20 protein-coding genes are annotated in these 26,503 nt (G+C 52.0%); 13 read left to right on the forward strand and 7 right to left on the reverse strand.

Annotated features, from left to right (window positions below):
• Positions 1-12 precede the first annotated feature (12 nt).
• Complete coding sequence (locus CA264_RS14315; RefSeq protein ID WP_025608079.1) at positions 13-1,464, forward strand: complex I subunit 4 family protein; 1,452 nt, start codon at positions 13-15, stop codon at positions 1,462-1,464.
• 39 nt (positions 1,465-1,503) lie between these two features.
• Positions 1,504-2,889, forward strand: coding sequence for an NADH-quinone oxidoreductase subunit N (locus tag CA264_RS14320; protein WP_025608080.1), 1,386 nt, complete (start codon positions 1,504-1,506; stop codon positions 2,887-2,889).
• Between the two features lie 690 nt (positions 2,890-3,579).
• On the opposite strand, the gene aspS is transcribed toward CA264_RS14320, so the two are convergent.
• Positions 3,580-5,340, reverse strand: a complete 1,761-nt coding sequence (gene aspS / locus CA264_RS14325; protein ID WP_025608081.1) for an aspartate--tRNA ligase — start codon at positions 5,338-5,340, stop codon at positions 3,580-3,582.
• Positions 5,341-5,414: 74 nt separating this feature from the next.
• Entirely contained in the window at positions 5,415-6,311 is an 897-nt protein-coding gene (locus CA264_RS14330) for a glycerophosphodiester phosphodiesterase (protein WP_025608082.1), read from the reverse strand.
• A gap of 85 nt (positions 6,312-6,396) precedes the next feature.
• Here CA264_RS14330 and CA264_RS14335 point away from each other — a divergent pair, with 85 nt between their 5' ends.
• Positions 6,397-8,031 (forward strand): glycosyltransferase family 39 protein, encoded by a 1,635-nt coding sequence (locus CA264_RS14335; protein ID WP_025608083.1) that lies wholly within the window; start codon positions 6,397-6,399, stop codon positions 8,029-8,031.
• 865 nt (positions 8,032-8,896) lie between these two features.
• On the opposite strand, the gene CA264_RS14340 is transcribed toward CA264_RS14335, so the two are convergent.
• On the reverse strand, positions 8,897-9,292 hold the full coding sequence (locus CA264_RS14340; RefSeq protein WP_025608084.1) for a GtrA family protein: 396 nt from the start codon (positions 9,290-9,292) through the stop codon (positions 8,897-8,899).
• A gap of 250 nt (positions 9,293-9,542) precedes the next feature.
• Here CA264_RS14340 and CA264_RS14345 point away from each other — a divergent pair, with 250 nt between their 5' ends.
• Positions 9,543-10,454, forward strand: coding sequence for an ABC transporter ATP-binding protein (locus tag CA264_RS14345; protein WP_025608085.1), 912 nt, complete (start codon positions 9,543-9,545; stop codon positions 10,452-10,454).
• A 3-nt stretch (positions 10,455-10,457) separates the two neighbouring features.
• Here CA264_RS14345 and CA264_RS14350 read toward each other — a convergent pair whose 3' ends face one another.
• Positions 10,458-10,817: a four helix bundle protein gene (locus CA264_RS14350; protein WP_025608086.1), complete on the reverse strand. Its 360-nt coding sequence runs from the start codon at positions 10,815-10,817 to the stop codon at positions 10,458-10,460.
• Positions 10,818-10,885: 68 nt separating this feature from the next.
• On the opposite strand from CA264_RS14350, the gene CA264_RS14355 reads away from it, so the two are divergent.
• Positions 10,886-14,518 (forward strand): ABC transporter permease/M1 family aminopeptidase, encoded by a 3,633-nt coding sequence (locus CA264_RS14355; protein ID WP_025608087.1) that lies wholly within the window; start codon positions 10,886-10,888, stop codon positions 14,516-14,518.
• Between the two features lie 118 nt (positions 14,519-14,636).
• Here the strand turns inward: CA264_RS14355 and CA264_RS14360 are convergent, their stop codons facing one another.
• The gene (locus CA264_RS14360; protein WP_025608088.1) at positions 14,637-15,071 is read right to left on the reverse strand and encodes a hypothetical protein; all 435 of its coding nucleotides are present in this window, start codon (positions 15,069-15,071) and stop codon (positions 14,637-14,639) included.
• 189 nt (positions 15,072-15,260) lie between these two features.
• On the opposite strand from CA264_RS14360, the gene CA264_RS14365 reads away from it, so the two are divergent.
• The 5 genes from CA264_RS14365 to CA264_RS14385 all read left to right on the forward strand — a co-directional run bounded on the left by CA264_RS14365 (position 15,261) and on the right by CA264_RS14385 (position 20,942).
• The gene (locus CA264_RS14365; RefSeq protein WP_025608089.1) at positions 15,261-15,815 is read left to right on the forward strand and encodes a hypothetical protein; all 555 of its coding nucleotides are present in this window, start codon (positions 15,261-15,263) and stop codon (positions 15,813-15,815) included.
• A gap of 130 nt (positions 15,816-15,945) precedes the next feature.
• Positions 15,946-16,404 carry a nucleoside deaminase gene (locus CA264_RS14370; protein ID WP_025608090.1) on the forward strand — a complete coding sequence of 153 codons (459 nt, stop codon included), beginning with the start codon at positions 15,946-15,948 and terminating at the stop codon, positions 16,402-16,404.
• Between the two features lie 78 nt (positions 16,405-16,482).
• On the forward strand, positions 16,483-17,091 hold the full coding sequence (locus CA264_RS14375) for a superoxide dismutase (protein ID WP_025608091.1): 609 nt from the start codon (positions 16,483-16,485) through the stop codon (positions 17,089-17,091).
• Between the two features lie 163 nt (positions 17,092-17,254).
• Positions 17,255-19,693, forward strand: a complete 2,439-nt coding sequence (locus CA264_RS14380; protein WP_025608092.1) for a DUF2339 domain-containing protein — start codon at positions 17,255-17,257, stop codon at positions 19,691-19,693.
• Entirely contained in the window at positions 19,680-20,942 is a 1,263-nt protein-coding gene (locus CA264_RS14385) for a DUF3999 family protein (RefSeq protein ID WP_025608093.1), read from the forward strand. Before CA264_RS14380 ends, CA264_RS14385 begins: the two co-directional genes overlap by 14 nt.
• Positions 20,943-20,998: 56 nt before the next feature.
• Here the strand turns inward: CA264_RS14385 and CA264_RS14390 are convergent, their stop codons facing one another.
• Positions 20,999-23,188, reverse strand: a complete 2,190-nt coding sequence (locus CA264_RS14390) for a protein-disulfide reductase DsbD family protein (protein WP_025608094.1) — start codon at positions 23,186-23,188, stop codon at positions 20,999-21,001.
• 474 nt (positions 23,189-23,662) lie between these two features.
• On the opposite strand from CA264_RS14390, the gene CA264_RS14395 reads away from it, so the two are divergent.
• The 3 genes from CA264_RS14395 (at position 23,663) to CA264_RS14405 (ending at position 25,945) form a co-directional block, all read left to right on the forward strand.
• The gene (locus CA264_RS14395; RefSeq protein ID WP_025608095.1) at positions 23,663-23,971 is read left to right on the forward strand and encodes a hypothetical protein; all 309 of its coding nucleotides are present in this window, start codon (positions 23,663-23,665) and stop codon (positions 23,969-23,971) included.
• 201 nt (positions 23,972-24,172) lie between these two features.
• Positions 24,173-25,486 (forward strand): hemolysin family protein, encoded by a 1,314-nt coding sequence (locus tag CA264_RS14400; protein WP_025608096.1) that lies wholly within the window; start codon positions 24,173-24,175, stop codon positions 25,484-25,486.
• A 3-nt stretch (positions 25,487-25,489) separates the two neighbouring features.
• Positions 25,490-25,945, forward strand: coding sequence for a hemerythrin domain-containing protein (locus tag CA264_RS14405; RefSeq protein WP_025608097.1), 456 nt, complete (start codon positions 25,490-25,492; stop codon positions 25,943-25,945).
• 32 nt (positions 25,946-25,977) lie between these two features.
• Here the strand turns inward: CA264_RS14405 and CA264_RS14410 are convergent, their stop codons facing one another.
• Complete coding sequence (locus CA264_RS14410) at positions 25,978-26,502, reverse strand: gamma carbonic anhydrase family protein (RefSeq protein ID WP_025608098.1); 525 nt, start codon at positions 26,500-26,502, stop codon at positions 25,978-25,980.
• Between the last annotated feature and the right edge of the window lies 1 nt (position 26,503).

Here is a 26,503-nt window from a genome sequence, read left to right on the forward strand (position 1 = left end):
GGTTCTTAGAAGATGATTACAGCTCTTTTACTTTTCTGGCCTGCCTTAGCTGCCCTCCTGGTGCTGCTGATAAAAGGACAAGGTGCCAAGAAAGTGGCTTTTGTAGCAGCGCTCGTAGAGTTTGCGTTGTCACTTTTTGCCCTCTCTGAATTCAATACACATAGTGGTGCCACGCAGCTTGCCCTGAGCTTTCCATGGGTAGCGAGTGCCGGTATCAACTTCAGCGTTGGCATGGATGGCATCAGCCTGCTGATGGTCCTCCTGACGACGTTCCTGATTCCGCTGATCGTTCTTTCCTCTTTTAAGCACGAGTACAAGAACCCGAACGTTTTCTATGCGCTGATCCTGTTCATGCAGACCGGCCTGATCGGGGTGTTTGTGGCGATGGATGCCTTCCTTTTCTACTTCTTCTGGGAAGTTGCGCTGATCCCGGTGTACTTTATCGCCGCCGTTTGGGGTGGCGCTGACAGAATCCGCGTGACGTTTAAGTTCTTTGTGTACACAATCTTCGGCTCGCTCTTCATGCTGGCTGCGTTTGTGTACCTGTACCTGCAGACGCCGGGCACGCACTCATCGGATGTTAACGCCTTTTATCAACTGGCGCTCTCGAGCGATTCGCAGAGCTGGATCTTCTGGTTCCTGTTTGTTGCCTTCGCCATTAAGATGCCTGTGTTCCCGTTCCATACCTGGCAGCCGGACACCTATACCGAGTCGCCTGCCCAGGCTACCATGCTCCTGTCGGGCATTATGCTGAAGATGGGTATCTACGGGGTGCTGCGCTGGCTGTTGCCGGTGGTGCCATACGGCGTGAGCCAGTGGGATGAACTGGTGCTTATACTGGCCATCATCGGCATCGTGTACGCTTCTATCATCGCCATTCGCCAGCGCGACCTGAAGCGCCTCATCGCCTACTCTTCTATTGCGCACGTGGGCTTGATCGCCGCCGGTATCTTCACCCTGAACGAGCAGGGCCTGCAGGGAGGCGTCATCCAGATGCTGAGCCACGGTATCAACGTGGTGGGCCTGTTCTTTATCATCGATATCATCTTCAGCCGCACCCAGACAAGGGAGATCACCAGCCTGGGCGGTATCACGCAGAATACACCGGCGCTGTCTATCTACTTCATGATCCTGCTGCTGGGTTCCGTAGCGCTGCCGCTTACAAACGGCTTCGTGGGTGAGTTCCTGCTGCTTTCCGGCGTGTTCCAGTACAACGGCTGGTTCGGTGCTGTGGCTGGCTTAACCATTATACTCGGCGCCGTGTACATGCTGCGCATGTTCCAGGGCGTGATGTTCGGCACCAAGTCTGAGCTGACTGAAAACTTTACAGACCTGACACTGAACGAGAAAGCTGTACTGATTCCGCTGGTGGTGATGGTATTCTGGATCGGCCTGTTCCCGAACACCTTCCTGAGCATTTCGGAGCCTGCGGTAAACAACCTGCTGAGCATTATTAACCGCTAAGCAGCAAAAAGTAAAACGAGTTTTAAGAAATACGACGACATGATATCGATCATACTTCTATCCGCTTTCGGCATCATCAACCTCTTCGTAGGGTTTATGAAGTCAAAGAAAGTGTTATTGCCACTGGCGCTGCTGTTCCTGATCGTAGTGTTTGGGGTAAACCTCTTCAGCTGGAACGATACGCAGAGCTATTTCAACAACATGATCACCATCGACAACTATTCGGTGGCTTTCACGGGCATCATGACGCTTACAACGCTGCTCCTGCTTCCTTTCTCACAGCGCTACGTGGATAACAGCGACTCAAACCTTGCCGAGTACTACTCGCTGTTGCTGTTTTCCCTGGTTGGCGCTGTTATGATGGTCAGCTATGAGAACCTGCTGATGCTCTTTGTCGGTATTGAAATCCTTTCCATCGCCATGTATGTGCTGGCGGGAAGCAACAAGCAGAGCCTGCGCTCTAACGAGGCCTCGCTAAAGTACTTCCTGATGGGCTCTTTCTTTACAGGCTTCATGCTGTTTGGCATTGTGCTGATCTACGGTGCCACGGGCACTTTCAACGTGACTGAAATAGGAGCCGTGCAGGTTGCCGCAGATGGCCTGATGAACACCATGTTTGTGCTGGGCCTGCTGCTGCTGGTTATCGGTATCTCCTTTAAAATATCTGCCGCTCCGTTCCACTTCTGGACTCCGGACGTGTACGATGGCACACCGACTTTCTTCACAGCCTTTATGTCAACGGTTGTGAAAACGGCTGGTGTAGCTGCCTTCTACAAACTGATGGTAGCCGCTTTCGCCGCCTCCTACGCCACCTGGTTCCCGACCCTGATTGCCATTACCGTGCTGACGCTGGTAGTTGGTAACATCGGAGCCGTAGTGCAGACAAGCCTGAAGCGCATGCTGGCATACTCCAGTATCTCGCACGCCGGTTACCTGCTCATGGCCCTGGTTGCCTTCAACGAAAAATCGGATGCTTCTATCCTGTTCTATTCCCTGGCTTACTCTTCGGCTTCTATCGCTGCTTTCGGCGTGCTTAAGATGGTAGCAGACCAGCGCGGTGGCGAGCAGTACGAAACCTTCAACGGTCTTGGTAAAACAAACCCGCTGCTGGCTTTTGCCATGACAGTCTCCATGCTGTCGCTGGCGGGTATTCCGCTTACAGCCGGTTTCTTTGGTAAGTTCTTTATCTTTACCTCCGTTCTGCAGAACCCAGACATGCTGTGGCTGGTAGTGCTGGCGGTGATTTTGGCGGCCGTGGGTATCTACTACTACTTCCGCGTGGTGATTGCGATGTACATGCAACCGGCAGGAAACTACGAGACAGTAAAGGTTGGCAGCTTCGCCTCCTTCACCCTGATCTTCATAACTGTACTGACTATTCTTCTTGGCATTGCTCCCGCCCTGGTGAGCGACCTGCTGCTTTAGAATAACATATTATACGGGAACAAAGGGGCTGCCTTGGTAAAGGCAGCCCCTTTGTGTTTTATACCTTTTATGAAAATGAAGCACGGTGTATGTGCCTACCAGCTGTGCCGGCGCGCCTGCCGCAGTAAAGTGGGTAAAGTACCTGCGCACTAGTACAGCCCTTTTTAAACGCTGGCAACGCCCGCTACATCGCACACTGGCAGGTGTAGTTCTTTTCTCTCCACGGCAGCTACAGTTCGCTCCTTTGGCTAGTTTATACTTTAGTTGAAGTTCAACGGGTACGCTCTCTGTGCAGGGCGCTTTTGCCAGTTGGTTTACAGAGCAGGATTGTGGTTCTAGAGTTATTAGACTTTAGAGCCTGTCTTGGCACAAGATGCTTTCAAACCTACTCCGCCTGATGCTGGGTGGCCCATAAGATGTCAGCAGCCCTAGAATGGCCTTTACAAAAACGGGTAACACTTGTAAACCCCAACAACAACCTTGCACAATACACTATCAACAGCAGTTATCCACATTTCCACACTCCTAAAGTATAATGCAGCTTATTTGGTGGATAAAGGCCGCTTTTAATCCACAATCCACACGGTTATCCACATAATTAGCCTGCTGTGCTAGTGCCTGTGGATAAAAACGAAGGCCTGCCGCTTGAAACAAGCAGCAGGCCTTCGGCAATTTGTGGATCAGTTGCTGTTACCTGTTGGGCAGGTTTTTCATCTTTATGTGTAACTCATCCAGCTGCTCATCGGCAATTGGGGCTGGCGCATCTATCATCACATCACGGCCCGAATTGTTTTTCGGGAAAGCGATGTAATCACGGATAGAGTCAGAGCCACCGAACAGCGAGCACAAGCGGTCGAAGCCAAAGGCGATACCACCGTGCGGCGGCGCTCCGTACTCAAACGCGCTCATCAGGAAGCCGAACTGTGCCTCTGCCTCTGCTTTAGAGAAGCCCAGCAGGCGGAACATCTGCTCCTGCAGGCGGCGATCGTGGATACGAATGGAGCCTCCTCCTACTTCCACGCCGTTAATCACCATGTCATACGCGTTGGCACGAATCTGCCCCGGGCGATCATCGATCAGATCGATGTCCTCAGGCTTGGGAGACGTGAACGGGTGGTGCATTGCATGGTAACGCTGCGTCTCCTCATCCCACTCCAGCAGCGGGAAGTCCACTACCCACAGTGGCGAGAACACGTTCTTATCGCGCAGGCCAAGGCGTGTGCCCATTTCCAGGCGCAGCTCGTTCAGGGCTTTGCGGGTTCTGTCGGCATTTCCGGCCAGTATCAGCAGCAGGTCGCCGGGCTTAGCGTTGAAGGCAGCAGCCCAAGCCTGCAGGTCCTCTGCTGTATAAAACTTATCTACCGAGGACTTGATGCTGCCGTCTTCGTTTACGCGGGCATACACCAGGCCGGTAGCCCCCACCTGTGGCCGCTTCACAAAGTCAGTCAATTCATCCAGTTGCTTGCGGGTAAAGCTGGCAGCACCTTCGGCACAAACGCCTAACACCAGTTCAGCCTCATCAAACACTTTAAAGCCTTTGTCCTTCACCAGCGGGTTCAGCTCTACAAAACGCATGTCGAAACGCGTGTCCGGCTTATCAGAGCCGTAGAACTTCATGGCATCGGCATAGGTCATGCGTGGCAGCTTCTCGATATGGATGCCCTTCACACGCTCAAACAGGTGCTTTATAAAGCCCTCGAAGGCATTCAGGATATCCTCCTGCGATACGAAAGACATCTCGCAGTCGATCTGGGTGAACTCCGGCTGGCGGTCGGCACGCAGGTCTTCGTCGCGGAAGCACTTTACGATCTGGAAGTATTTATCGAAGCCACCCACCATCAGGAGCTGCTTAAACGTCTGCGGCGACTGTGGCAAAGCATAGAATTCACCGGCATTCATGCGGCTCGGCACCACGAAGTCGCGGGCGCCCTCCGGTGTAGATTTGATCAGGTACGGCGTTTCTACCTCAATAAAACCACGGTTATCCAGGTAGTTACGGGTTTCACGCATCATGCGGTGGCGCAGCTCCAGGTTGCGGCGCACCGGGTTACGGCGTAGGTCCAGGTAACGGTAGCGCATGCGCAGGTCATCTCCGCCGTCGGTATCGTCCTCAATCATAAAAGGAGGCAACTTAGCCGGGTTCAGCACCTCCAGCTTCAGTACCCGAAGCTCCACATCGCCGGTAGGGATCTTATCGTTCTTAGACTCGCGCTCCACTACCCGGCCAACTGCCTTTACCACATACTCGCGGCCCAGGCTACGGGCTTGCTCAAAAAGGCTGGCAGGCGTAACCCCCTCCTCAAAAGACAGCTGTGTGATGCCGTATCGGTCACGCAGGTCAATCCACAGCATGCCGCCTTTATCGCGGATACGCTGTACCCAACCTGTTAGTATTACCTCTTCGCCAACGTTGTCCAGGCGAAGCTCACCGCAAGTGTGTGTTCGGAACATAATATGATGTACTGTATAGTTTAATGCAAATGTAATAATCTTACAGATCGTTTACCTGATCAGGGACAAAGATGTTAGTCGAGCATGGCGCGCATGGCGGCAACGTTGTTTACCTGTATGGCATCGGGCCTCATGTTGATCATGCGGGCGATGCGTGAGCGAGACTTGCCGCCAAAAAGGGCTACCTGCAGCCCCTGCTGCTTCGCCTGCGCCACCAGCGCTGCGCTGGCATCGCGCCCGTTGGCACATATACCGTTTAAGTTATACTTTAGGGCCTGCGCCTGCGCCTGTTCAAAGTCGCCACCGGCATCGAGCATCAGCTGTGCGGCTGGCTCTTCCTGCCTGAAGGCCAGCAGGAAACTTGGGTCCGGCGAGATGAATACCAGCCTCTGCAGCGGATAGTTATACTTGCGCAGCAGTGCCAGCAGCGTTTGGGCATAGTAGGCGTAGCGCTGCGGGTCGTGGTTGCGCAGGTCTATGTGCAGGTACGGGGCCTCCTCGTAAGAGCCAAGCAGCTGTAGCAGTTCTTCTAGGGTAATGATTTTCTCCTCATGAAAGAGATCATAGGGAGCCCCTCCTTTATACGCCAGCCCAACGACCTCCGTGGCATTCAGGTTCTCGATGGTGTCCGGCTCCTGCCTTACCGTCATGGAGGCCAGGGTTACGTCGTGGTACAGAACCGGCACGCCGTCTTTGCTCAGCTGCACATCCACCTCCAGGCCGTCCGCCCCAAGCTCCATGGCCTGCACCAGCGAGCCTTTGCTGTTGGGTGGCAGTGGGTTGAAGGGGTTTAGCGGCGATAGAAAGCCGGAGCCGGCATGGCCGAGCACCAGCACCTGCCTGTACTGCAGCTCGTCGTGGCGGTACAGGAGCCAGCCTCCCACGGCAAGGCCCAGCAGCACAATCGCCAGCCCCACCAGCAACGCTTTACGCGGCGCCCGCCTCTTTGTCGTTTGATGTATATGAGCCAATTCTGTAAATCTATAATTAAACTGCGAAGGTAACACACAATCTTTATAATTACCCTTAAATTTGCAGTCGGACAATTTTAGTCTCATGCAAAGTACCACAAAATCAACTGTAGCAAAGGTCTTTACTGCCGACGCTGCAACTTTAGGCCAGCCACGGGAGCGTTACCTTATCCCGCTGTCGGTTATACTTCTCATTGCCCTGGCCATTCGTTTGCTGGCAGCCTTTTTCTCGAAGGGCTTTGCCTTCAGCGATGACCATTTCGACGTGATTACCATTGCGCAGGGCTGGCTGGACGGGCTGCCGCTGTGGCTGAACGAAGAGATGCCGCCGCGCCACAGCATGCTCTACGTGCTCATTCACTACGCCATCTTCTATACTTTGGAGGCAGTGGGCATCTTTAGCCCCGAGGTGAAGATGACGGTGGTCAGGCTGGTACACGGGCTGTACTCGCTGCTGGTGGTTTACTATGGCTATAAGCTCACCGAAAGGCTCTCTAACAAGGCCAACGCACGGCTTGTGGGCCTGATGCTGGCACTGGTTTGGTTTATGCCGTTTATGAGCGTGCGCAACCTGGTGGAGATGGTGTGTATTCCGCCGTACCTGGCTGCTTTTTACCTGATGGTGAAGGAGGATCAGTCGAGTAGAAAGCGGGTGCTGCCGTACTTCTGGGCTGGCGCTTTGTTTGCGCTGGCCTTTACTTTTCGTTACCACACGGTGCTGTTCGGCGCGGGCGCAGGCCTGGTGCTGCTGTATAAACGCCAGTGGCGTGAGGCCATAGCCGTGCTGCTGGGCTTTGTTGTGGCTGCTTTCCTGATACAAGGCACTATCGACATTTTCTTCTTCGACTACCCTTTCCATTCCATCGTAGCGTATTACCAGTACAACAGCGCGCATGCCAACGACTTCAGCTCTGGCCCCGTTTACCGCTTCGCCCTGACCATACTTGGCTTTTTGGTGCCGCCGGTTAGTGCCTTTCTGGTGGTGGGGTATGCCCGTACGGCTAAACTGGCGCCTAAGCTTTTCTGGGGCGGCCTGATCTTTTTTGTGGCGCACTCGCTGTTCCCGAACAAGCAGGAGCGCTTTATACTTCCGCTGTTGCCGCTCATCATGGTTCTTGGTGTGATCGGTTGGCAGTCTTTCGTACGCAGCTCTGGTTTCTGGCAGAACCGCCGCAGGCTACTGGCCTGGTGCTGGGGCTTCTTCTGGGTACTGAACCTGCTGGCAACCGTTGGCATGGCCTTTACCTATACCAAGAAGAGCCGCGTGGCCCCGCTGGTGTACCTGTCTGAGAAGCCGGATTTCGATGCTGTCGTGCTGGAGTTTGGTAACCACAGCGTAAAGAAAGCGCCTCTGTTTTACCTGGGCCGCATAAGCGCAGTACACGAGGAGTATGAAGCAGATAGCGACATGGTGTGGCAGGAGTATCTGCAGGGGGAAAAGCAACTGCCTGAGAACTTTGTGATGACGTATACTTTAAATGAAGATAAGACGCCTGCGGAACTGGAAGAGCAAGTTTCGTCTTCGCCTTACAAGCCCGACTATGTGGTGGTGGTAGGCACCGACGATATGGAGGAACGCATGGCACGCCTCCACCAACTTTTCCCGAACCTCAAGCTGGACCACACCATCAACCCGTCGCTTTACGACCAGCTATTGCACCTGCTTAACCCGCGTGTGCATAAAGATGAGCACGTGCAGATTTATGAGGTAGTGAGGTAAAGTGTTGACGTATGCTAAAAGCAGAAGTCCTTTCGCATGAACTCTGTTTGTGCGAAAGGACTTCTGCTTTTAGCCTGTTGCTCTGCTCCTCGCCCGCTGGCGCTAGCTTGCAGCTGGTGCCTTTTATGATGTTGAGCCTCCAGCTCTACTAGCTTGCAAAGCCATACTTTCCGTTGATGCTTGAAACAACTTCCCTGGCGCAAGCGTCCGCTTGTGCCTCCAACCGCCTTGGCTGTACTTGCTACGGATATATTTTCATAGTCGCTGCTTTCTGTATCTTCAGCCAAATTATCTTTTCTAGCTGCCGCTCATCCTCCAGCTCCTAAATACCTACTGTTTCCCCTGCTGGCGCAAGTCTTCAGACTTGTGACTTATTATGATGTCGAGTCTGTAACTCGACTGGCTTGCAGAGCCATACCTGTTCAGCGTTGGCTACACTTGCTACAGTTACACTTCCATAGTAACTGCTTTCCGCATCTCCGGCCAAGCTATTCTTTCTAGCTTCCGTTCATGCTCAAGTTCCCACTTGCCTACTGTTTCACCTCTTGCTTTGGAGTTCTCACGGCCGCGGGGCCTCGTCCTGGGGACAGGGACCCTCGATAAGCGCATCGCGCTGTGTGCCTGAAGCTGCACTCGCTCCGCTGCGGGTTGCCCTTACGGGCACTGCAACAGGCACAAGGCACTCAACCCAAGAACTGAGATTAGTTCCGGTCGCCAAAGCTGATCGAGCTTATAATTGTTGCTTAGTTTTTTCCTCCCAGGAATAGAAAGCCTCGCAAAAAGGCAAGGAGGGGCAGAAGCAGGTTGGATAATGTAAAGCTCCTGGCAATCAACCGGGCAGTTGTACCAAACGCCTCACACGCTGCTACTGCGTAAAAGTATAAAGGTAGTTAATGGAGAAGTTCCAGAAGAAAACGAGCACAATGGCGCAGAACTTTGCGATATAGAAATTAAACCGGAACCGCTCCGTAAGCAGGTAAATAACCAGGTTATTGAGCAGCAAGCCCGCCAGCGCCACAACCAAAAACTTAGAGAACTGCCAGCCAATCTCAGGGTCTGCACTATGGAACGTCCAGACGCGGTTGAGGTAGTAATTGCTACTGGATGCCACAGCAAAACCCAGGCTGTTCGCCACATACTTGTTCCAGCGCAGCACCTCTTTGGCCAGAAAAGTTAAGCCAAAATCCAGCACCAGGCCAGAAAAGCCTACCACCCCAAACTTCAAGAACTTAAAAAAAAGGCTCTGTAAACTTTCTGACATCCGGTTACCTCGTTGCGTTTTTTTACTGGCTATAGCACAGGCGCTACAAAAGTAACAGTCTTAGCGCAGGCAACCAACCCCTCCCTTTTTGGATCATCAAATAAAGCACAGCCTGCTTTTCCGGTACAGGCTACTGGCCCTCACGTATTTGTCGATAAAAGGCAGTGGTTGGTATAGTTTATTTTTATATCCAATCTATGTTTAGTTACTTCAGAATGAGCTTTCTCACCTTCTAACCTCATATAAAATTATGGAACTAGTTATTCAGAACCTCTCCAAAACCTACCCTAACGGTACCAAGGCGCTCAAAAACATCAACCTGACTATTCCGAAAGGCATGTTTGGGTTGCTTGGTCCCAACGGAGCCGGAAAATCATCTTTGATGCGCACTATCGCCACACTGCAGGAAGCCGATACGGGCAGCATCATGCTGGGTGATCTGGATGTGTTGCGTGAAAAGGAGACTATGCGAAAGGTGCTGGGCTACCTGCCACAGGAGTTTGGCGTTTATCCAAAGGTATCGGCAGAGGAGTTGCTGGATCATTTTGCCATACTTAAAGGTGTGAGTAACTCCAAAGAGCGCAAAGAGGTGGTAAAGGCGCTGCTCCAGCAAACAAACCTGTATGACGTGCGCAAGAAGAACCTGGGTGGTTACTCGGGTGGTATGAAGCAGCGCTTCGGGATTGCTCAGGCCCTGCTCGGCAACCCAAAGATTATTATTGTAGATGAGCCAACAGCCGGCCTGGATCCTGCCGAGCGTAACCGTTTCCATAACCTGCTAAGTGAAATCGGCGAGAACATCATCGTTATACTTTCTACGCACATCGTGGAGGACGTAACCGACCTATGCCGCAACTTCGCCATCATCAATAAAGGCGAAGTGTTACTGGAAGGAGACCCTCTTAATGTAATCGATAGCCTGCGCGGCCGCATCTGGCGCAAGTTTATCAACAAAGACGAATTGGTCGCACACCAACTGCAGCATGAGGTCATCTCCTCTCGTCTCTTCGCTGGCAAAACCATCATACATGTGCTGGCAGAAGTACAACCCGCCCCTGAGTTCGAAGCCGTAGCGCCAGACCTGGAGGATGTATACTTCAGCAAAATCCACGAAGCAGCGCGACGTGAACAGGCTGCGCCTGCTAACGCAATTATGAATTAGAAATTATGAATTATGAATGGATTTGGTGGTGAGAAGGATACTGCTGAGGATTTTCTTTAACTCAACAGCATCCTGATATACTGATTCAAAAGAAGTTTCAGAGATAAAGCTACTGTCCTTGAGCAGTCTGAGCCAGTAGATGGTTTCGCGGGCTTCTTTCGCAGCAATATTCAGTTTGTTGATAAAGTCAGCTCTGGAACTGGCAGCAATGGCCTCTTCTACGTTGGCTCCGATGGATGTACCGCTTCGCAGCACCTGTTTTGAAAGTATAAATTCTTTTTTCTCAAAACTGAGGTGCTTGTAGAGTTTCACCATCCGAAGCGCAAAAGCATAAGATTTATCCGCCACAACATTCTCCTTCATACTTCATCATAATTTGAAGCAAGACACGAATTCATAATTAATAATTCATCATTCATAATTATTAAGAGATGTTCAAAGAGATATTCCTTTTCGAGTTAAAGTACAGGCTAAAGCGGCCTGCGACTTACATATACTTCGGGCTGCTGTTCCTGATGGCGTTTTTGGCCATGCTGGGCTTAGCCGGTGCGTTTGGTGCCAGCGTGATTATCGGCGACGCCAGCGGCGGAAAAGTATACGCCAACTCCCCGTACCAGATCAACTGGATCGTGACGCTACTGAGTTGGTTTGGTGTGCTGATTACCTGCTCTATGATGGGTACGCCTATTTTCCGTGATTTTGAGCACAAGACACACTCGCTCTACTATACCACACCTATCTCCAAAGCAGGCTACCTGTTTGGCCGTTTCTGGGGATCTTTCCTGATTACGCTGTTGGTATTTACGGGCGTAGCTTTTGGCGCAATGGCAGGCACTATAATGCCATGGGTAGAGGCAGACAAAATTGGACCTTTTAACCTGATGTGGTACCTGCAGCCATTCCTAACGATCATCATTCCAAACCTACTGCTTACCGGAGCCATCTTCTTTACCCTTGCCACCCTTACCCGTAGCGCACTTTCCATTTATGTTGGCGGAGTGATTTTTCTGGTGCTTTATGGCGTGTCTAACAGCCTTACCGGCGATTTGGACAACGAGATGCTGGCAAACCTGTTGGACCCAATGGGTGCCTCGGCCATTTATTTTACACAACGCTACTGGACCACCGCAGAGCGAAACACGCTCATGCTGCCTTTCAGCGAGCATGTGCTCCTTAACCGCGCCCTCTGGACAGGTATAGGCCTGGCGCTACTGGCCTTCTGCTACTTCAGGTTCAGCTTCTCCTTCTCTAATGTGGGCATCAAGCTATTCCGTAAACGCAACAGCGAAGAGGCAGCCGGGGCATTTGTGCCATCGGAACGTTTACAGCTGCCTAAGGTACAGCAGAACTTCTCTTTTGACCTGAGCTTTAAGCAATACGTAAGGCTAAGCAAGCTGGAGTTCAAAGGCATTATCAAGAGTTTATACTTTATCGCCATTGCCGCAGCAGGTGTTATCTTCCTGTTTGTGTCGGGTGCGCAGATAGGTAAAATGTATGATACCAACTTCTTTCCGGTAACCTCAGAGGTAGTACAGATATTGAGCGGCACCTTTGCACTGTTCTTTTTGATCATCATTACTTTTTATGCCGGAGAGCTGGTTTGGAGAGAGCGGGACAACCGCATGAATCAGATTTATGATGCGCTGCCTATTCCGAACTGGGTGCCGTTTGCCTCTAAACTCACCGCTTTAGTGTTTGTGCAAGTGGCGCTGCTGGCTGTGATTATGGTTTGCGGAATGATCATCCAGGCCTCTAAAGGTTACTTTAACTTTGAACCGGGTGTGTACCTTAAAGGCCTGTTTGGTATACAGCTAATCGATTATGTACTGCTGTGTGTGCTGGCGATGCTGGTGCAGGTAATCGTGAACAACAAGTACTTGGGCCACTTCGTGATGGTGGTATACTACCTGCTCAACATCTTTAAGGGGCAGCTGGGCTTTGAGCACAATCTATACTCTTTCAACTCTGACCCTGGCATCACCTACTCAGCCATGAACGGCTACGGTCATTTTGTGTGGCCATATACGGTGTTCAAAATTTACTGGGCCGTGTTTGCGCTACTGCTGGCGGTGCTGGCAAATATGCTGTGGGTTCGTGGCTCTGAGTCGATGCTGAAGTGGCGCTTTAAGCTGGCGGCCCTGCAACTTAACCGCCCGACAATGGCAGTTACCGGAGTAGGCTTAGCCATATTTATGGTAACGGGTGGCTATATCTTCTATAACACTAACATCCTGAACACCTACAAAACTTCTGATGAGCAGGAAGAGCAACAGGCCAATTTCGAGAAGACTTATAAGAAGTATGATGGTATTCCGCAGCCGCGCATTACGGATGTAAAACTCGACGTAGACATCTACCCGAAAGAGCGTGCCTATGCTTTTGAAGGATATTTTTGGATGAAGAACAAGCACACGCAGCCAATAGACTCGGTACACCTGATGCTAAGTGACGAGGCTGAGGTGAAGCGATTGACTTTCTCCAAACAGGCTAAGCTGGTACTGGAAGATAAGGATAACGGTTATTACATCTACAAATTGGCACAGCCGCTACAGCCCGGCGACTCCATGCAGCTGAACATGGACCTGCTCTACGAAACTAAAGGCTTCCGAAACAGCGGCTCTAACACAGGCATTGTGTACAACGGTACTTTCATCAACAGCGAATATCTGCCTAAAATCGGGTACCAATCTGGTATAGAGCTGAGCCAGGATGATGTGCGCAAAGAGTATGGCCTGGAGCCAAAACCACGTATGGCCGATGTAGCCGACTCTGTGGCCCGCATGAACACCTACATCAGCAGCGAAGCCGATTGGATAAACTTCGAAGCTACCGTTAGCACCTCGCCTGACCAGATTGCCATTGCACCGGGTTACCTGCAGCGCGAGTGGACAAAAGGTGACCGCCGCTACTTCCATTACAAAATGGATGCGCCTATACTTAACTTCTACTCTTTCCTGTCGGCGGACTATGCTGTTAAAAAAGACAAGTGGGTAGGTAAAGACGGCAAAGAGGTAGCGATAGAAGTATACTACCACCCGGGCCACGACTACAACCTCGACCGTATGATTAAGAGCGTGAAGAAGTCGCTGGATTACTTTACCACCAACTTCAGCCCTTACCAGCACCGCCAGGTGCGCATCCTGGAGTTCCCGGGCTATGCATCGTTCGCGCAATCGTTCCCGAACACGATTCCATTCTCAGAGGCCATTGGTTTTATAGCTGATGTGGATGACAACAACCCAGAGGATATCGACTACCCGTTCTATGTAACCTCGCACGAGGTGGCACACCAGTGGTGGGCGCACCAGGTAATTGGCGGGGATGTGCAGGGTTCGGTGCTGATGTCGGAAACCATGAGCCAGTACAGCGCCCTGATGGTGATGAAGCACGAGTATGGCGAAGATAAGATGAACAAGTTCCTGGAGTATGAGCTGAATTCATACTTGCTGGGCCGCACAACGGAGCGCAAAAAGGAAATGCCGCTCTACCGTGTAGAGAACCAAGGCTACATCCACTACCGCAAAGGCAGTTTGGTAATGTATGCACTAGCCGACTACATCGGCGAGGACAAGCTAAACGCCGCCCTTAAAAAGTATGTGCAGCAGGTAGCTTTCCAGGAGGCACCTTATACCAATTCGCTGGAGTTTATGCAATACATCCGCAGCGCCACCCCAGACTCGCTACAATACCTGGTAACGGATATGTTCGAGAACATAACCCTGTATGAGAATAAGGCTAATGACGCAAAGTATGAGAAACTGAAGAACGGCAAGTATAAAGTAACACTTACTGTGGATGCCAAGAAACTTTATGCTGACAGCCTGGGCGTAGAAAGCGAAGCCAAGATGAATGACTGGATAGACATCGGCGTAATAGCTCGCGAAAAAGTAGGCGAACACTGGCAGGACAAGCCGCTCTACATGAAAAAGCACAGGTTAAAGTCTGGCGAGAACAAGTTTGAGTTTGTAGTGGACCAAAAGCCCGACAAGGCCGGTATCGATCCTTACAACCTGCTGATAGACCGGAACCCGGATGACAATACAAAGACATTGGCGGCCAGTTAAAAAGGTAACCCCGCCAAGTTAGGCACATAATTAAGGTGAGAGTTAAGTAGGTGCCCATCAAAATGCAGAAGCCATCCCCTTTCGAGGATGGCTTCTTTTATTTCTGCACGTCCTGCTTTTACTTAAACAGCCCGCCGAGTCCTTTTCCCAGCTTGTCTTTGAGGCCTCCGCCTATCAGGCCGCCCAGCAAGTCGGTTTGGCTCACGTTGCCGGAGCTAACCTGGCCGCCTACTTTCTGCATGATAAAGTGGATCGCAAACGGCGCCACCTGTTTGGCAACGCTTTCTGGAATGCCTAAACGGCCCGTCAGGTCAGCAACATACTTGTTGATGACGTTATTGACCGCGCTGCTTTCGCCGGGGGCTTTGTTTCCTTTGAACACATCCATGATACCGCCCAGGTCGCCGCTGGAGGCCCGCTGCTTCAGCTCGTCCGTCAGGTTCTCCTTCGCCAGGTCCACCGATTTGTTTGCCGTGTCAGGCTGTAAATTATACTTGCTCTGGAGCTCGCCGGTCAGCTGCCCCTTTAAATTGTTTATTAAGTTCTCAATCATAGTATCTGCTTTTTGATGCTTTCTCACAAAGTTTACCTACAAGTATAACGGAGATGCCAGCGGATAAGATATTTTTCGCTTAGGCGCTATTTGAGGCACAAGCGAGGCTGCTTTGGCGTAATTATTGCATCCATTGGGGAAACAGGACCTTTTTGCCCATAATTTTTTAGCTTTGCCGACACTTTACCTATGAACATGCGATACTTAGCCTTCTTAGCCATTATTTTAATTGCCGGAGTTGCCTTTGCCCAGCCTAAACTGAAAAAGACCCAGATTAGCAAAGAGCTGAGCGTGATGCTGCCGCAGGACTTTACACCGATGCCAGATGATGGCATTGCCCGTAAATATCCGGCGTCTACCAAACCGCTTGCCGTGTACACCAGCCCTAATGGCCAGATAGACTTTAGCGTTACCCAAAAGAAATCGCAGTTTAAGGAGGCCGACCTGGACATGCTGCGTGAGTTTTACAAGGCAAACCTATTGGAAACCTTTACGCAGGTGGATTTTATCCGTCAGGAGGTAACGCAGGTAAAGGGCAAAAACTACCTGGTGTTTGAGTTCGTCAGCAAAATGGCCGATGAGCGCGGTGCCTCCAACCTGGCGCCGGTGCAGAAGTACAGCGTGGTGCAGTACACCATCAAAGGCGACCAGCTCTACATCTTTACCATGCACGTGCCCTTTATGCTCAAGAACGAGTGGCAGGACACAGCCCGCGAGATCATGGGCTCTATCAATATTAAGTAAACACTACTACCTATCTATCTACTACTTAAAAGCCCCTCCCACTCGGAGGGGCTTTTTTTATCGGCCTGCCCCTGCCCTGCCCACCGGGTTTGCACTTGCTTTTTAGGCGCTTCGTGGCCATCTTTACTCTATGGCAGCAGATTTTCTTTTATCGATCCACAGCGACGAGCATTTTATGCAGCAGGCGTACAAGCAGGCGCAGTACGCCTTTGAGGAGGGCGAGATTCCGATCGGAGCCGTAGTGGTGACCAACAACCGCATTATTGCCAAGGCCTACAACCAAACCGAAAAGCTGAACGACGTAACGGCCCACGCCGAGATGCTCGCCCTGACGGCAGCGGCCGAGTACCTGGGCAATAAGTACTTAAACGACTGCACCCTCTACGTTACCGTGGAGCCATGCGTGATGTGCGCCGGGGCCAGCTACTGGGCACAGCTAAAGCGGGTGGTGTTCGGAACATCGGAGCCCAAGCGCGGTTATAGAAGGGTAGGCAACCTGCTGCACCCCAAAACCGAAATGGTGAGCGGCATTATGGCCCAGGAGTGTGCCGAGCTGATGTCGTCTTTCTTTGCGGCTAAAAGAAATTAACTAACTTTGGCGGGACGTCGTAAACTTTGAACAAAGTATAAAAACGTAATATTTTCAACATAAAACATATATAAAACTATGGCTTTCGAACTTCCGAAACTACCTTACGCATACGATGCACTGGAACCACACATCGATGCGCGTACTATGGAAATCCATCATACCAAGCACCACCAGGCATATACTACCAACCTGAACAACGCCATCCAAGGCACTGAGCTGGAAGGTAAGTCTATCGAGGAAATCATGCGCAGCGTGAAAGAAGACAATAAGGCTGTTCGCAACAACGGTGGCGGTTACTACAACCACAACCTGTTCTGGACGATCCTTTCTCCGAACGGTGGTGGCCAGCCATCTGGCGAGTTGGCAGACGCAATCAACTCTGCTTTCGGCTCTTTCGACCAGTTTAAAGAGAAATTCAACGCTGCTGCTGCTACTCGCTTCGGTTCAGGCTGGGCCTGGCTTTGCGTAAAAGACGGCAAGCTGGAAATCTGCTCTACTCCTAACCAGGACAACAACCTGATGCCATTCGCAGAAGGCTGTGGCGGTCAGCCAATTCTTGGCCTGGACGTGTGGGAGCACGCTTATTACCTAAACTACCAAAACCGTCGCCCAGACTATATCAACGCTTTCTGGAACGTGGTAAACTGGGAGGAGGTAACGCGTCGCTACAACGAAGCGAAGTAGTCTTATTTTAGACGTTAGCTATTAGACATAAGATGTAAGACTCTTGTGTCGAAATAAAGTATAAAGCCCCGCCGGAAACGGTGGGGCTTTTTTGTTGGGAGCAAGTGTAATTTTAAAACAGCCCGGAAATTTGTAATATACATGGCCTAAGCTGAAAACAAACATGGAAATTACGCTGCTCCTCATACTTATTTTCGTCGTCGTCTGGTTCTCTCAACACTTATCCGGCAAACTAGGGCAACAGAACTATGAGTTGCAGGATATGCGAAAGGAAATGCAACTACTGCGGGAGCAGCTGGAAAAGCAGGCTACTCCATCAGCCCCTCCTGCTACCAAACAAACAGAAACAGCAAAAGAGAGTGTGGAGGAAGTAAAGCGAAGCTTAAGGCCTACGCCTCCACCGCCAGCACCTACACCAGCTCCGGAGCCTGTGGTGCCAGAGCCAGTAGTTGAGCAGCCAGCACCTATGTTTGAGCCGGAGCCAATCGCTGCTTTCGAGGCTCCACAGGAACATAGTACCGCTCCCTCCATACCAAAGCTATCTTTCTTTCAGCGCAACCCTGATTGGGAGAAGTTTATCGGCGAGAACCTTATCAACAAACTAGGCATTGCCATATTGGTGCTGGGCATCGGCTTCTTCGTGAAATACGCCATAGACCAGGAATGGATAAATGAAGTAGGCCGTGTAGCCATTGGCATACTGGCTGGTGGACTGCTGCTGGGCATTGCGCACCGGCTGCGGAAACCTTACCAAGCCTTTAGCTCCGTGTTGATCGGTGGCGGTATGGCCGTGTTATACTTCACTATAGCTATTGCTTTTCATGAGTACGCCCTTTTCAGCCAAACAGTAGCGTTTATACTGATGGTAGGCATTACGGGCTTTACCATTTTCCTGTCGCTGGCCTATAACCGCATGGAGCTGGCCGTGCTGGCGCTTATCGGAGGCTTCGGCAGTCCGTTTATGGTGAGTACCGGCGAGGGCAACTATGCGGTACTCTTTACTTTTGTGCTGATCCTGAATGTGGGCATCCTGGTGCTGGCTTACTTTAAGAAATGGAACCTGCTCAACATTATCGCCTACGTTTTCACGATTATACTTTATGGTGGCTGGCTAAGTACTAGAGTAGTAGGCGCACCCAACCCGCCATACTTCGGGGCCCTGCTTTTTGCCACGCTATTCTACCTGGTGTTCTTCCTCATGAACATCATCAACAACGTAAAAGAGCAGCGTCGCTTCACTGCCCCGGAAATCATGATGCTGCTGAGCAATACCTTCCTGTACTACTCAGCTGGCATGTTTGTATTACACAACATGGCAGATGGTGCTTATAAAGGAGTGTTCACCCTTGTGCTGGCGGCGTTTAACTTTGTGTTTGCTTACCTGCTGTACAAGAATCCTAAAACTGACCGCAACCTGGTATACCTGCTCATCGGGCTGGTGCTAACCTTCCTGAGCCTTACGGCACCTGTGCAGCTGGAGGGCAACTACATCACGCTCTTCTGGGCACTGGAGGCTGTGCTACTACTGTGGCTGTGGCAGAAATCTGGTATAAAGCTGATTCGGATAGCATCAGTGTTGGTGCTGGGCCTCATGTTGTTTAGCCTTGTCCTGGATTGGCGGCTTTACTCCTTTACTGATGTTGCTTTTGCCACTGTGCTTCCTGTTATTTTTAACAAGCTATTTATTACAGGGCTTGTAACGGTAGCGGCTCTGGCTGCCACGAATTATTTGCTTAGGCAGGAACAGGAAGAGTCTTTTATCGGGTTTGACATCAGCACATACAAGAAAGCTGTTAAGGTTCTGCTTTTTGCTTTCCTGTACCTGGTCCTGCTGTTGGAACTGAACTATCAGCTTTTACAGGCTACCACCACCTATGGCACCAGGGCATTTATACTTGGCGCATACAATTATTTATACTTACTCGGCCTTGTGTACTGGAGCGTGCGTCAGCAAAACGCCAGCATTAAAAAAGGCATTGCGGCTGCAACGGCAATAAGCGTAGCAGTTTACCTGCTGGTACTACACCCGCTGGTGTCCGACAGCCGAGATTTATACTTACTCGGCGCTTCCGGCACCCTTACCGGTTTCTGGTGGCATTACCTGCCCTTGCTGCTGGTTGTGCTTATACTTGGAGCGTTCCTTTACTTGGTTCAGGGGCTCTACGGCTACAGGCACAGGTTAGGCAAACTCAGCCTATGGTTTGCCAGCTTTGCCCTCGTGTTTCTGGCAAGTGCCGAGCTGGAGCACATAGCACTTCTATCTTCTTATGAAGGTGATGTGCCGTTGGAGGCGCAGCTCTCCCAGATCCGCAGGATAGGCTTTGCCATACTTTGGGGAGTAAGTTCTTTTGTGCTGATGATGATAGGCATGCAACGGAAGCTGAAAACGCTCCGGGTTATCTCGCTTACGCTGTTCTTCCTCACGCTGCTCAAGCTGTTTCTGTTCGATATCAGGGGTATTTCGGAAGGAGGCAAAATAGCAGCCTTTATCTGCCTTGGCGTGCTTTTGCTGGTGGTATCGTTTATGTACCAAAAGTTAAAGACTCTGATTTTAGAGGACGAGTCACATACTGAAAAGCCTGCGCCTGATGCTTCGCTGTAAAAACATAGTTTTATACCTGTTCTTATACTTTGCAGTAGCTCCTGTAGTGGCGCAGCCAAAGTATAAACGGCAGGCTACTGTACCCGCGCCAGCGCAAAGCGGCTACCATCGTATTTTGCTTCCTCCGGCTGTAACTGGATACCTGCAACCCAACCTGGCTGATTTGCGCCTATATGATAGGCAGCAGCAAGAGATACCCTACCTGTTACGGCAGGAAGAAAGGCAACGCAGTAGCCAGACATTCAGCCCTTACAACATAGTACATTACACGCACAAAGCTGGCTGTTGCTCTGAATTGCTGATCGAAAATACAGCGCAACGCCAGATCAGTAACCTGAGCCTGCTTATAAAGAATGCTGACGTGCAGAAACAAGTAAGCCTGAGCGGAAGCAACAACCGCGAAAGCTGGTATGTGCTTAAAGCGCAGGACGTGTTGCACACCATTAACAGCACAGAAAACACAGCACAGCTAAAACTGCTGGAGTTCCCGCTGAACGATTACCGCTACCTGCGCCTTCAGCTAAACGACTCCTCAAACGCTCCGCTCAATATTCTGCAGGCCGGCTACTACAACACAAGCACCGAAGAAGGCACGTATACTGTTATTCCGGTGCAGCAAACCACCCGCACCGACAGTTCTGCCGTTAAGCGATCATACATCCACCTGACGTTTGAGTACCCGGTTTACCCCGAACTGCTGCAGCTACAGGTAACTGCCCCGGATTTATACTTGCGAAACGGGCACGTTATACTTGGCAAAGCTGCTGAAGCTCCTCAGCGAAAGCGCCGGAGAAAAAAAGATGCACGACAGCCAGTAACCGAAAGTTTTATACTCAGCTCCGGCAAACCAGCTACTATTGAGCTGCCAAAGCAGCAGGTACAGGAGCTTACTGTTGTTATTGAGAATGAGGATAACCTACCTTTAAGTATGTCGGATATAAAAGTGCTGCAACTAAACCGCTATTTGGTGGCTAATCTGGCGGCAGGAGAAAAATACACGTTGCGCTTTGGCAGCAAAGATGCAACCGCACCAGCTTACGATCTCCCGTTTTTCCGGGGTAGTATTCCGACCGATTTGCCCATACTTATAGCCACCAATATTACAGCTGTGGAGGAGCACCACCAGGCAAAAGGGGCCACTTCTAAAGTTTTGCTTTGGGCAGCAATCGGGGTGGTAGTTGCAGGCTTAGGCTACATGACGGTACGGCTGCTCAATGAGATGAACCGCGAGAGAAGCCAAAGGCAATAAACGAGAGCGCCCGCTGTTATGCAGCGGGCGCTCTCGTTTATGATCTGAAGCCAAGTCTAGTCATGTGTGGCTTTATAAGCCTCCACACCGGCATCCAGGAAGTTTACAAAGTTCTCTACGCTCAGGTCATAGGCAATGGGCTTTACCAGCACGTTTTCCTGCGCATCCATCAACACATAGTATGGCTGTGCATTTACATTAAACTTCGTGATCTGGTAATCCGCATACTTTTTACCGAGGGTGGTCTTTTCTTTGCCATCGTAGGAGCTGGTGTACCACTCGCTTTCCGGCAGCTCCGTCTTGTCGTCTACATACAAGGCGGCAATTACATAGTTCTCCTGCAGGCGCTTCAGCACAGCAGGGTCAGACCACACGTTGGCTTCCATTTCGCGGCAGTTTACGCAGCCGTGGCCCGTAAAATCTATAAAGATGGGCTTACCCTGCTCTGCCGCACATTTCTTGGCCTGCTCCAGGTCAAAGTAGCCTTTCAGGCCGTGGGGCAGGTGCAGGAAGTCAGCATATTTGGGCGGCTCACAGTTTTCGTTGGTTGTGGCGGTGGCCACAGCCGTGCCACCTCCGCCCTGGCGCGCAAGGCTGTTCAGGTCAAAGTCGTGGGTGGATTGTGGCGGCAGGTAACCCGCCAGGGCTTTAAGCGGAGCACCAAATAATCCGGGCACCAGGTACACCACAAAGGCAAAAGTGGCAACAGCCAAAAACAGGCGGGGTACGCTGATAAACTTCAGGTCAGAGTCGTGCGAGAACTTGAGCTTGCCCAGCAGGTAAAAGCCCATCAACGTGAAAATCACGATCCAGAGCGCCAGGTACACTTCACGATCCAGGATGCCCCAGTGGTACACCTGGTCGGCCACGCTCAGGAACTTCAGCGCCAGCGCCAGCTCTATAAAGCCTAGCACCACCTTTACCGAGTTAAGCCAGCCGCCGGACTTCGGCAGCCCGCTCAGCCACGACGGGAAAACGGCGAAAAGGGTAAATGGCAAGGCAAAAGCCAGCGAGAAACCGAACATACCAACGATCGGCCTAACGGTTTCGCCTCCGGCAGAGGCAACGAGTATGCTTCCCACAATCGGGCCGGTGCAGGAAAAAGAAACCAGCGCCAGCGTAAAGGCCATAAAGAACACGCCGACCCAGCCGCCCTTATCCGCCTGCGAGTCTACTTTGGTAAGCCAGGAGCTCGGCAGCGTTATCTCAAACATCCCGAAAAAGGACATGGCAAACACCACGAAGATGAGAAAGAACAGCAGGTTCGGCAGCCAGTGTGTGCTGATAAAGTTAGCGCCGTCGGCACCGAACAGCTTGGCCACAATGGTACCGATGATAGTATAAATGGCGATGATGGACAGCCCGTAGACCACCGCTTTGACAATGCCCTGTGTGCGGCTGCCGCCGCTACTGGTAAAGAAACTCACCGTCATGGGCACCATCGGGAACACGCAGGGTGTTAAAAGCGCCACCAAGCCGGAGCCGAACGCCACCAGCATAAAGGCCCACAGACCACCGCCGGCAGCTGTAGGCTCCTCCTCAGGAATGGCAGAGATGGCCGTGTCCGCTACAACGCGCGCGCCGTCATTAGCCGGGCCGGCCGCAACGGCGGTGTCAGTGGGAGCAACGGTGCTTGGCTCCTCCAGGGGCGTTGCAGCTTCCTGTGCCGCAGCCTGCGGTTGCTCCTCCGCTGCCGCCGCCTTGTTAGCTGCATCGTTTGCAGGGGCAGGCTTTGCGGCCGGTGCTACAGCACCCGTCACTTTTACCTGTTTGTCAGTGAAGGTGAAGGTATCATCAAACGGGATGCAGCGGCCATCCACGTCGGTACACACCTGGTATTCGTAGGAGCCTTTCACGAGCAGGTCCGGTTTCAGCACGCGTATTTTCTGGCGGAACTGCGCTGTGCCGGTAAAATAAGTATACTCCCCCTCCCAGAGGTCGTCGTACTTCTTTTTCGGCTTTACCGGCACTATCTTACCCACCAGCTCGTAAGACGGGTGCTTCTGAAACTTGAACTCTGTCACCATCGGCCCCAGGTCCGGGTCAAAGTCAGAGGAGTAGAGGTACCAGTCCTTGTCAATCTTAGCGTTAAAGATCAGCTCTACTTCCTCACCCACAGCTACCTGTTTTTTAGAGACGTCGTAGCTCCAGGTGGCAGGCTTCAGGACCTGCGCCTGTGCAGCACAGGCAACTAACAGCAACAGCCAGGTGGCCAATAGGTGCTTTACAATGATGTTGTGGTTCATGTAGCGTATGTTGTTCAGAACGATGTGCAGAGGCGCAACAGCCGCCCTGCCAAGGTGTATGTTCAGATTCAGCAGTACAAAAGTATACAATTTTAAAGTGCGGTGTCGTGCCTACCGCCTGATGTTTGCTAAACAACCGGCATACGTGCCTCAGTGTTAGCTCCTGCGCCATATAAAGCGCCGGCTGCTGGCCTACCCTCCCTTCAGAACACTTGCCACTCCTGGCTTAGTTTCTTGCCTCCCGGGAGGTGACCGGCTGAGGCTGCTTCTGTCATTACAGCGGCCTCCCGAGCCTCATATTGAAAGATCTGTATATCACTAGTATTCAATTGATTCCCACACCTCTATCAGATTCCTTCACACGCGTTATCAGCACCTTTACAAGTATTGCGCAACAACAGCAGCAACAGCGGAATCTTATACCCACTTGTGCTGTAGTAAGATCATACTAGACAATTTAAAGCATCCCCAACTATGAAAGAGAGTGTAAGCGCCCCTCAGGCAGCGAGCCTGCGCACAGAATGTGGCCGGGAGTTTAGCAACGTGTTTAAAGCCGTAAAGCTGGTGCGCGATGAGCGGCACAACTTCCACGTGGTGTACAGAACCTATCAGGATGAGTATATCTACTCTTTCTGCAACCCCTTCCTGGACACAGACGCGCACTCCTACCAGCTGATTTCTGAGGCCAGGGCCAAAAGCATCTTCCTGCACAGGCTGTCGCAGGAGAACGCGCATGAACTCTTCAGCAGCCCGATGGCCACCCTCACCCGCTTACACGCCTGAGTACTTGCCCCCTCCAGAACTGACAAAGGTGCCTTACGGCACCTTTTTGTTTTTCTTACAGCACTAAAAACCGTTGTAGCAGCCCTGTAGGCAAGATTGATCGTAAAATATAGCATCTGTAACATATACACGTATAAAACGAGTACGTATTTTAGTTAATTTTACGGTTCTGCCAGCACATCACGGCATGATTATCCAACTATGGTTTTAGACATCCTCTTAACAATATTCCTGGTTCTCCTCAACGGTTTCTTTGTGGCCGCAGAGTTTGCTATCGTAAAAGTACGCTCCTCCCAGATAGAGCTGCGCGCCCAGTCGGGTAACACGATGGCCAAGCTGGCGCAGAACATGCTCACCCACCTCGACGCCTACCTGTCGGCTACGCAGCTGGGCATTACGCTGGCTTCGCTGGGCCTGGGCTGGATAGGCGAGAGCGTGGTCGCCCGAATGGTGATTAACGTGATGGAGGCCTTTGGCTTCCGGGGCGGCGAGGCGCTGGCGCATACCATCGCACTACCTGTTTCCTTTGCCATTATCACCGTGCTGCACATTGTTTTCGGTGAGCTGGCGCCTAAGTCGCTGGCCATACAGCGCTCTGAGTCCACGGCGCTGGCCGTTGCTTACCCGCTGCGCTTCTTCTACGTGCTGTTTAAGCCGTTTATCTGGCTGCTGAACGGCTTGGCCAACCTGGTGCTGCGGGGCCTGGGCATACAGCCGATGCATGGCGCGGAGGTGCACACTGCCGAGGAACTGCGCCTGCTCTTCGAACAAAGCGTGGAGGGCGGCGCCATACAGGACTCCCACCACGAGCTCATCGAGAATGTGTTCCATTTTAACGAGCGCATGGTGAAGCAGATTCTGGTGCCGCGCACAAAAATGGTCGCCATTGATGTGAACATCCCGGAGGAGGAGCTCATGGAGATCATCTTTAACGAAGGCTATTCGCGCCTGCCCGTGTACACCGGCAACGTCGATAACATCGTCGGTATACTTTATGTGAAGGACATCCTGAGCATTATGCGCCTGGGGCAACCTATCGTGATTGATGACCTGATGCGCCCGGCCTATTTTGTTCCGGAAACCAAAAAGATCAACCTGCTGCTAAAGCAGTTCCAGCGCCGCCACCTGCACATGGCCATTGCCACCGACGAGTTCGGGGGAGTGTCCGGTATCGTAACGATAGAGGATATTATTGAGGAGCTGGTAGGCGAGATCCAGGACGAGTACGACGAGGAGGTACCGCTGGTGGAGCGCATCAGCGACTTTGAGTACAAGGTAAGTGGCTCTGCCGCCATTTCCGACGCCAACGACTACCTGCCTTACCCTTTGCCAGAAGGCGAAGACTATGAGACGGTGGGCGGCCTGCTCAACGTAATCTACGGGCAAATCCCGGAAAACCTGAACGAGACCACCACCTTTAACCAATACGATGTGCGCATTCTGGAGAAATCGGAGCGCCGGGTTGAGTCGGTGCTCCTGACCGTGCGCGAGGAAGACCGCGACGAAATCAGCTAAGCCATGAAGCGCCACGAGAGCCTTATCCCCATCTCCAGGCAGCACCACGGCGGGCTGCTCACGGCAAGGCTGCTACAGCACGGCGCACCTGCTTACAAAGGCATGCCCACCACCCCCGCCGCCAAGCGCGACTACGTACTGCGCTTTCTGCAGGAGCACCTGCTGGCCCACTTTAAGCTGGAGGAGGAAACGGTTTTTGAACTTGCCGCCGGTTTTTCAGAGGAGCTGAAGCAGCAGACGGAAGCGCTGATGGCAGAACACCGGCGGCTGGAGCAGCTTATACTTGCCCTGCCAGCATCTCCGGAGGCCGACCTGCCAGACAGGCTGCATGAGGTGGGGCACCTGCTGGAACGGCACATCCGCCAGGAGGAGCGTGTGTTTTTTGAGCAACTGCAGCAGGTGTTACCGGAGGGTAAGCTGCTGCAGTTGCACCGGCTTGTGGCGCAGCACCTGGCCTAAGGCGCGCCGCGTGTTACACCAGGTAGGCTTGCCTACACCTGCGGCTTTCCGCTGAACCAGCCGCTGTACATCACGTAGTTCCTGGCAGTCTTCGCCAGCCCCTCGATCTGCTCCGGGCTCAGCTGCTTTACCTTGCGCGCCGGTATGCCGGCGTAAATCCACCCAGACTCGCAGACCGTGTTTTCGAGCACAATGGCCCCCGCCGCCACAATACAGTTCTGCTGCACCACCGCATTGTCCATCACAATGGAGCCCATGCCCACCAGAGCATTATCTTCCACCGTGCAACCGTGCACAATGGCGTTGTGCCCAATCGATACGTTGCTACCAATTGTGGTCGCGGCGCGCTCGTAAGTGCAGTGGATAACGGCCCCATCCTGAATATTTGTCCTGTCGCCGATGCGAATGCTGTTCACGTCGCCGCGGATTACGGCGTTAAACCAGATAGAGCACTCGCTCCCCATCACCACATCTCCTACAATGGTGGCGTTTTCGGCAATCCAGCAGCCCTCGCCCATCTGTGGCCGCACACCCTTAACCGGAAGTATAACTGGCATA

The sequence above is a fragment of the Pontibacter actiniarum genome, from assembly GCF_003585765.1.
Lineage (GTDB): Bacteria > Bacteroidota > Bacteroidia > Cytophagales > Hymenobacteraceae > Pontibacter > Pontibacter actiniarum.

What these genes read in the sequence shown, in the direction of transcription:
- CA264_RS14375 (WP_025608091.1), top strand. Translation starts at nt 16,483, where the DNA reads ATGGCTTTCGAACTTCCGAAACTACCTTACGCATACGATGCACTGGAA.
- CA264_RS14350 (WP_025608086.1), bottom strand. Translation starts at nt 10,817, where the DNA reads ATGAAGGAGAATGTTGTGGCGGATAAATCTTATGCTTTTGCGCTTCGG.
- CA264_RS14410 (WP_025608098.1), bottom strand. Translation starts at nt 26,502, where the DNA reads ATGCCAGTTATACTTCCGGTTAAGGGTGTGCGGCCACAGATGGGCGAG.
- CA264_RS14390 (WP_025608094.1), bottom strand. Translation starts at nt 23,188, where the DNA reads ATGAACCACAACATCATTGTAAAGCACCTATTGGCCACCTGGCTGTTG.
- CA264_RS14355 (WP_025608087.1), top strand. Translation starts at nt 10,886, where the DNA reads ATGTTCAAAGAGATATTCCTTTTCGAGTTAAAGTACAGGCTAAAGCGG.
- CA264_RS14385 (WP_025608093.1), top strand. Translation starts at nt 19,680, where the DNA reads ATGCTTCGCTGTAAAAACATAGTTTTATACCTGTTCTTATACTTTGCA.
- CA264_RS14340 (WP_025608084.1), bottom strand. Translation starts at nt 9,292, where the DNA reads ATGTCAGAAAGTTTACAGAGCCTTTTTTTTAAGTTCTTGAAGTTTGGG.
- CA264_RS14370 (WP_025608090.1), top strand. Translation starts at nt 15,946, where the DNA reads ATGGCAGCAGATTTTCTTTTATCGATCCACAGCGACGAGCATTTTATG.
- CA264_RS14320 (WP_025608080.1), top strand. Translation starts at nt 1,504, where the DNA reads ATGATATCGATCATACTTCTATCCGCTTTCGGCATCATCAACCTCTTC.
- CA264_RS14345 (WP_025608085.1), top strand. Translation starts at nt 9,543, where the DNA reads ATGGAACTAGTTATTCAGAACCTCTCCAAAACCTACCCTAACGGTACC.
- CA264_RS14365 (WP_025608089.1), top strand. Translation starts at nt 15,261, where the DNA reads ATGAACATGCGATACTTAGCCTTCTTAGCCATTATTTTAATTGCCGGA.
- CA264_RS14360 (WP_025608088.1), bottom strand. Translation starts at nt 15,071, where the DNA reads ATGATTGAGAACTTAATAAACAATTTAAAGGGGCAGCTGACCGGCGAG.
- CA264_RS14335 (WP_025608083.1), top strand. Translation starts at nt 6,397, where the DNA reads ATGCAAAGTACCACAAAATCAACTGTAGCAAAGGTCTTTACTGCCGAC.
- CA264_RS14395 (WP_025608095.1), top strand. Translation starts at nt 23,663, where the DNA reads ATGAAAGAGAGTGTAAGCGCCCCTCAGGCAGCGAGCCTGCGCACAGAA.
- CA264_RS14400 (WP_025608096.1), top strand. Translation starts at nt 24,173, where the DNA reads ATGGTTTTAGACATCCTCTTAACAATATTCCTGGTTCTCCTCAACGGT.
- aspS (WP_025608081.1), bottom strand. Translation starts at nt 5,340, where the DNA reads ATGTTCCGAACACACACTTGCGGTGAGCTTCGCCTGGACAACGTTGGC.
- CA264_RS14315 (WP_025608079.1), top strand. Translation starts at nt 13, where the DNA reads ATGATTACAGCTCTTTTACTTTTCTGGCCTGCCTTAGCTGCCCTCCTG.
- CA264_RS14405 (WP_025608097.1), top strand. Translation starts at nt 25,490, where the DNA reads ATGAAGCGCCACGAGAGCCTTATCCCCATCTCCAGGCAGCACCACGGC.
- CA264_RS14380 (WP_025608092.1), top strand. Translation starts at nt 17,255, where the DNA reads ATGGAAATTACGCTGCTCCTCATACTTATTTTCGTCGTCGTCTGGTTC.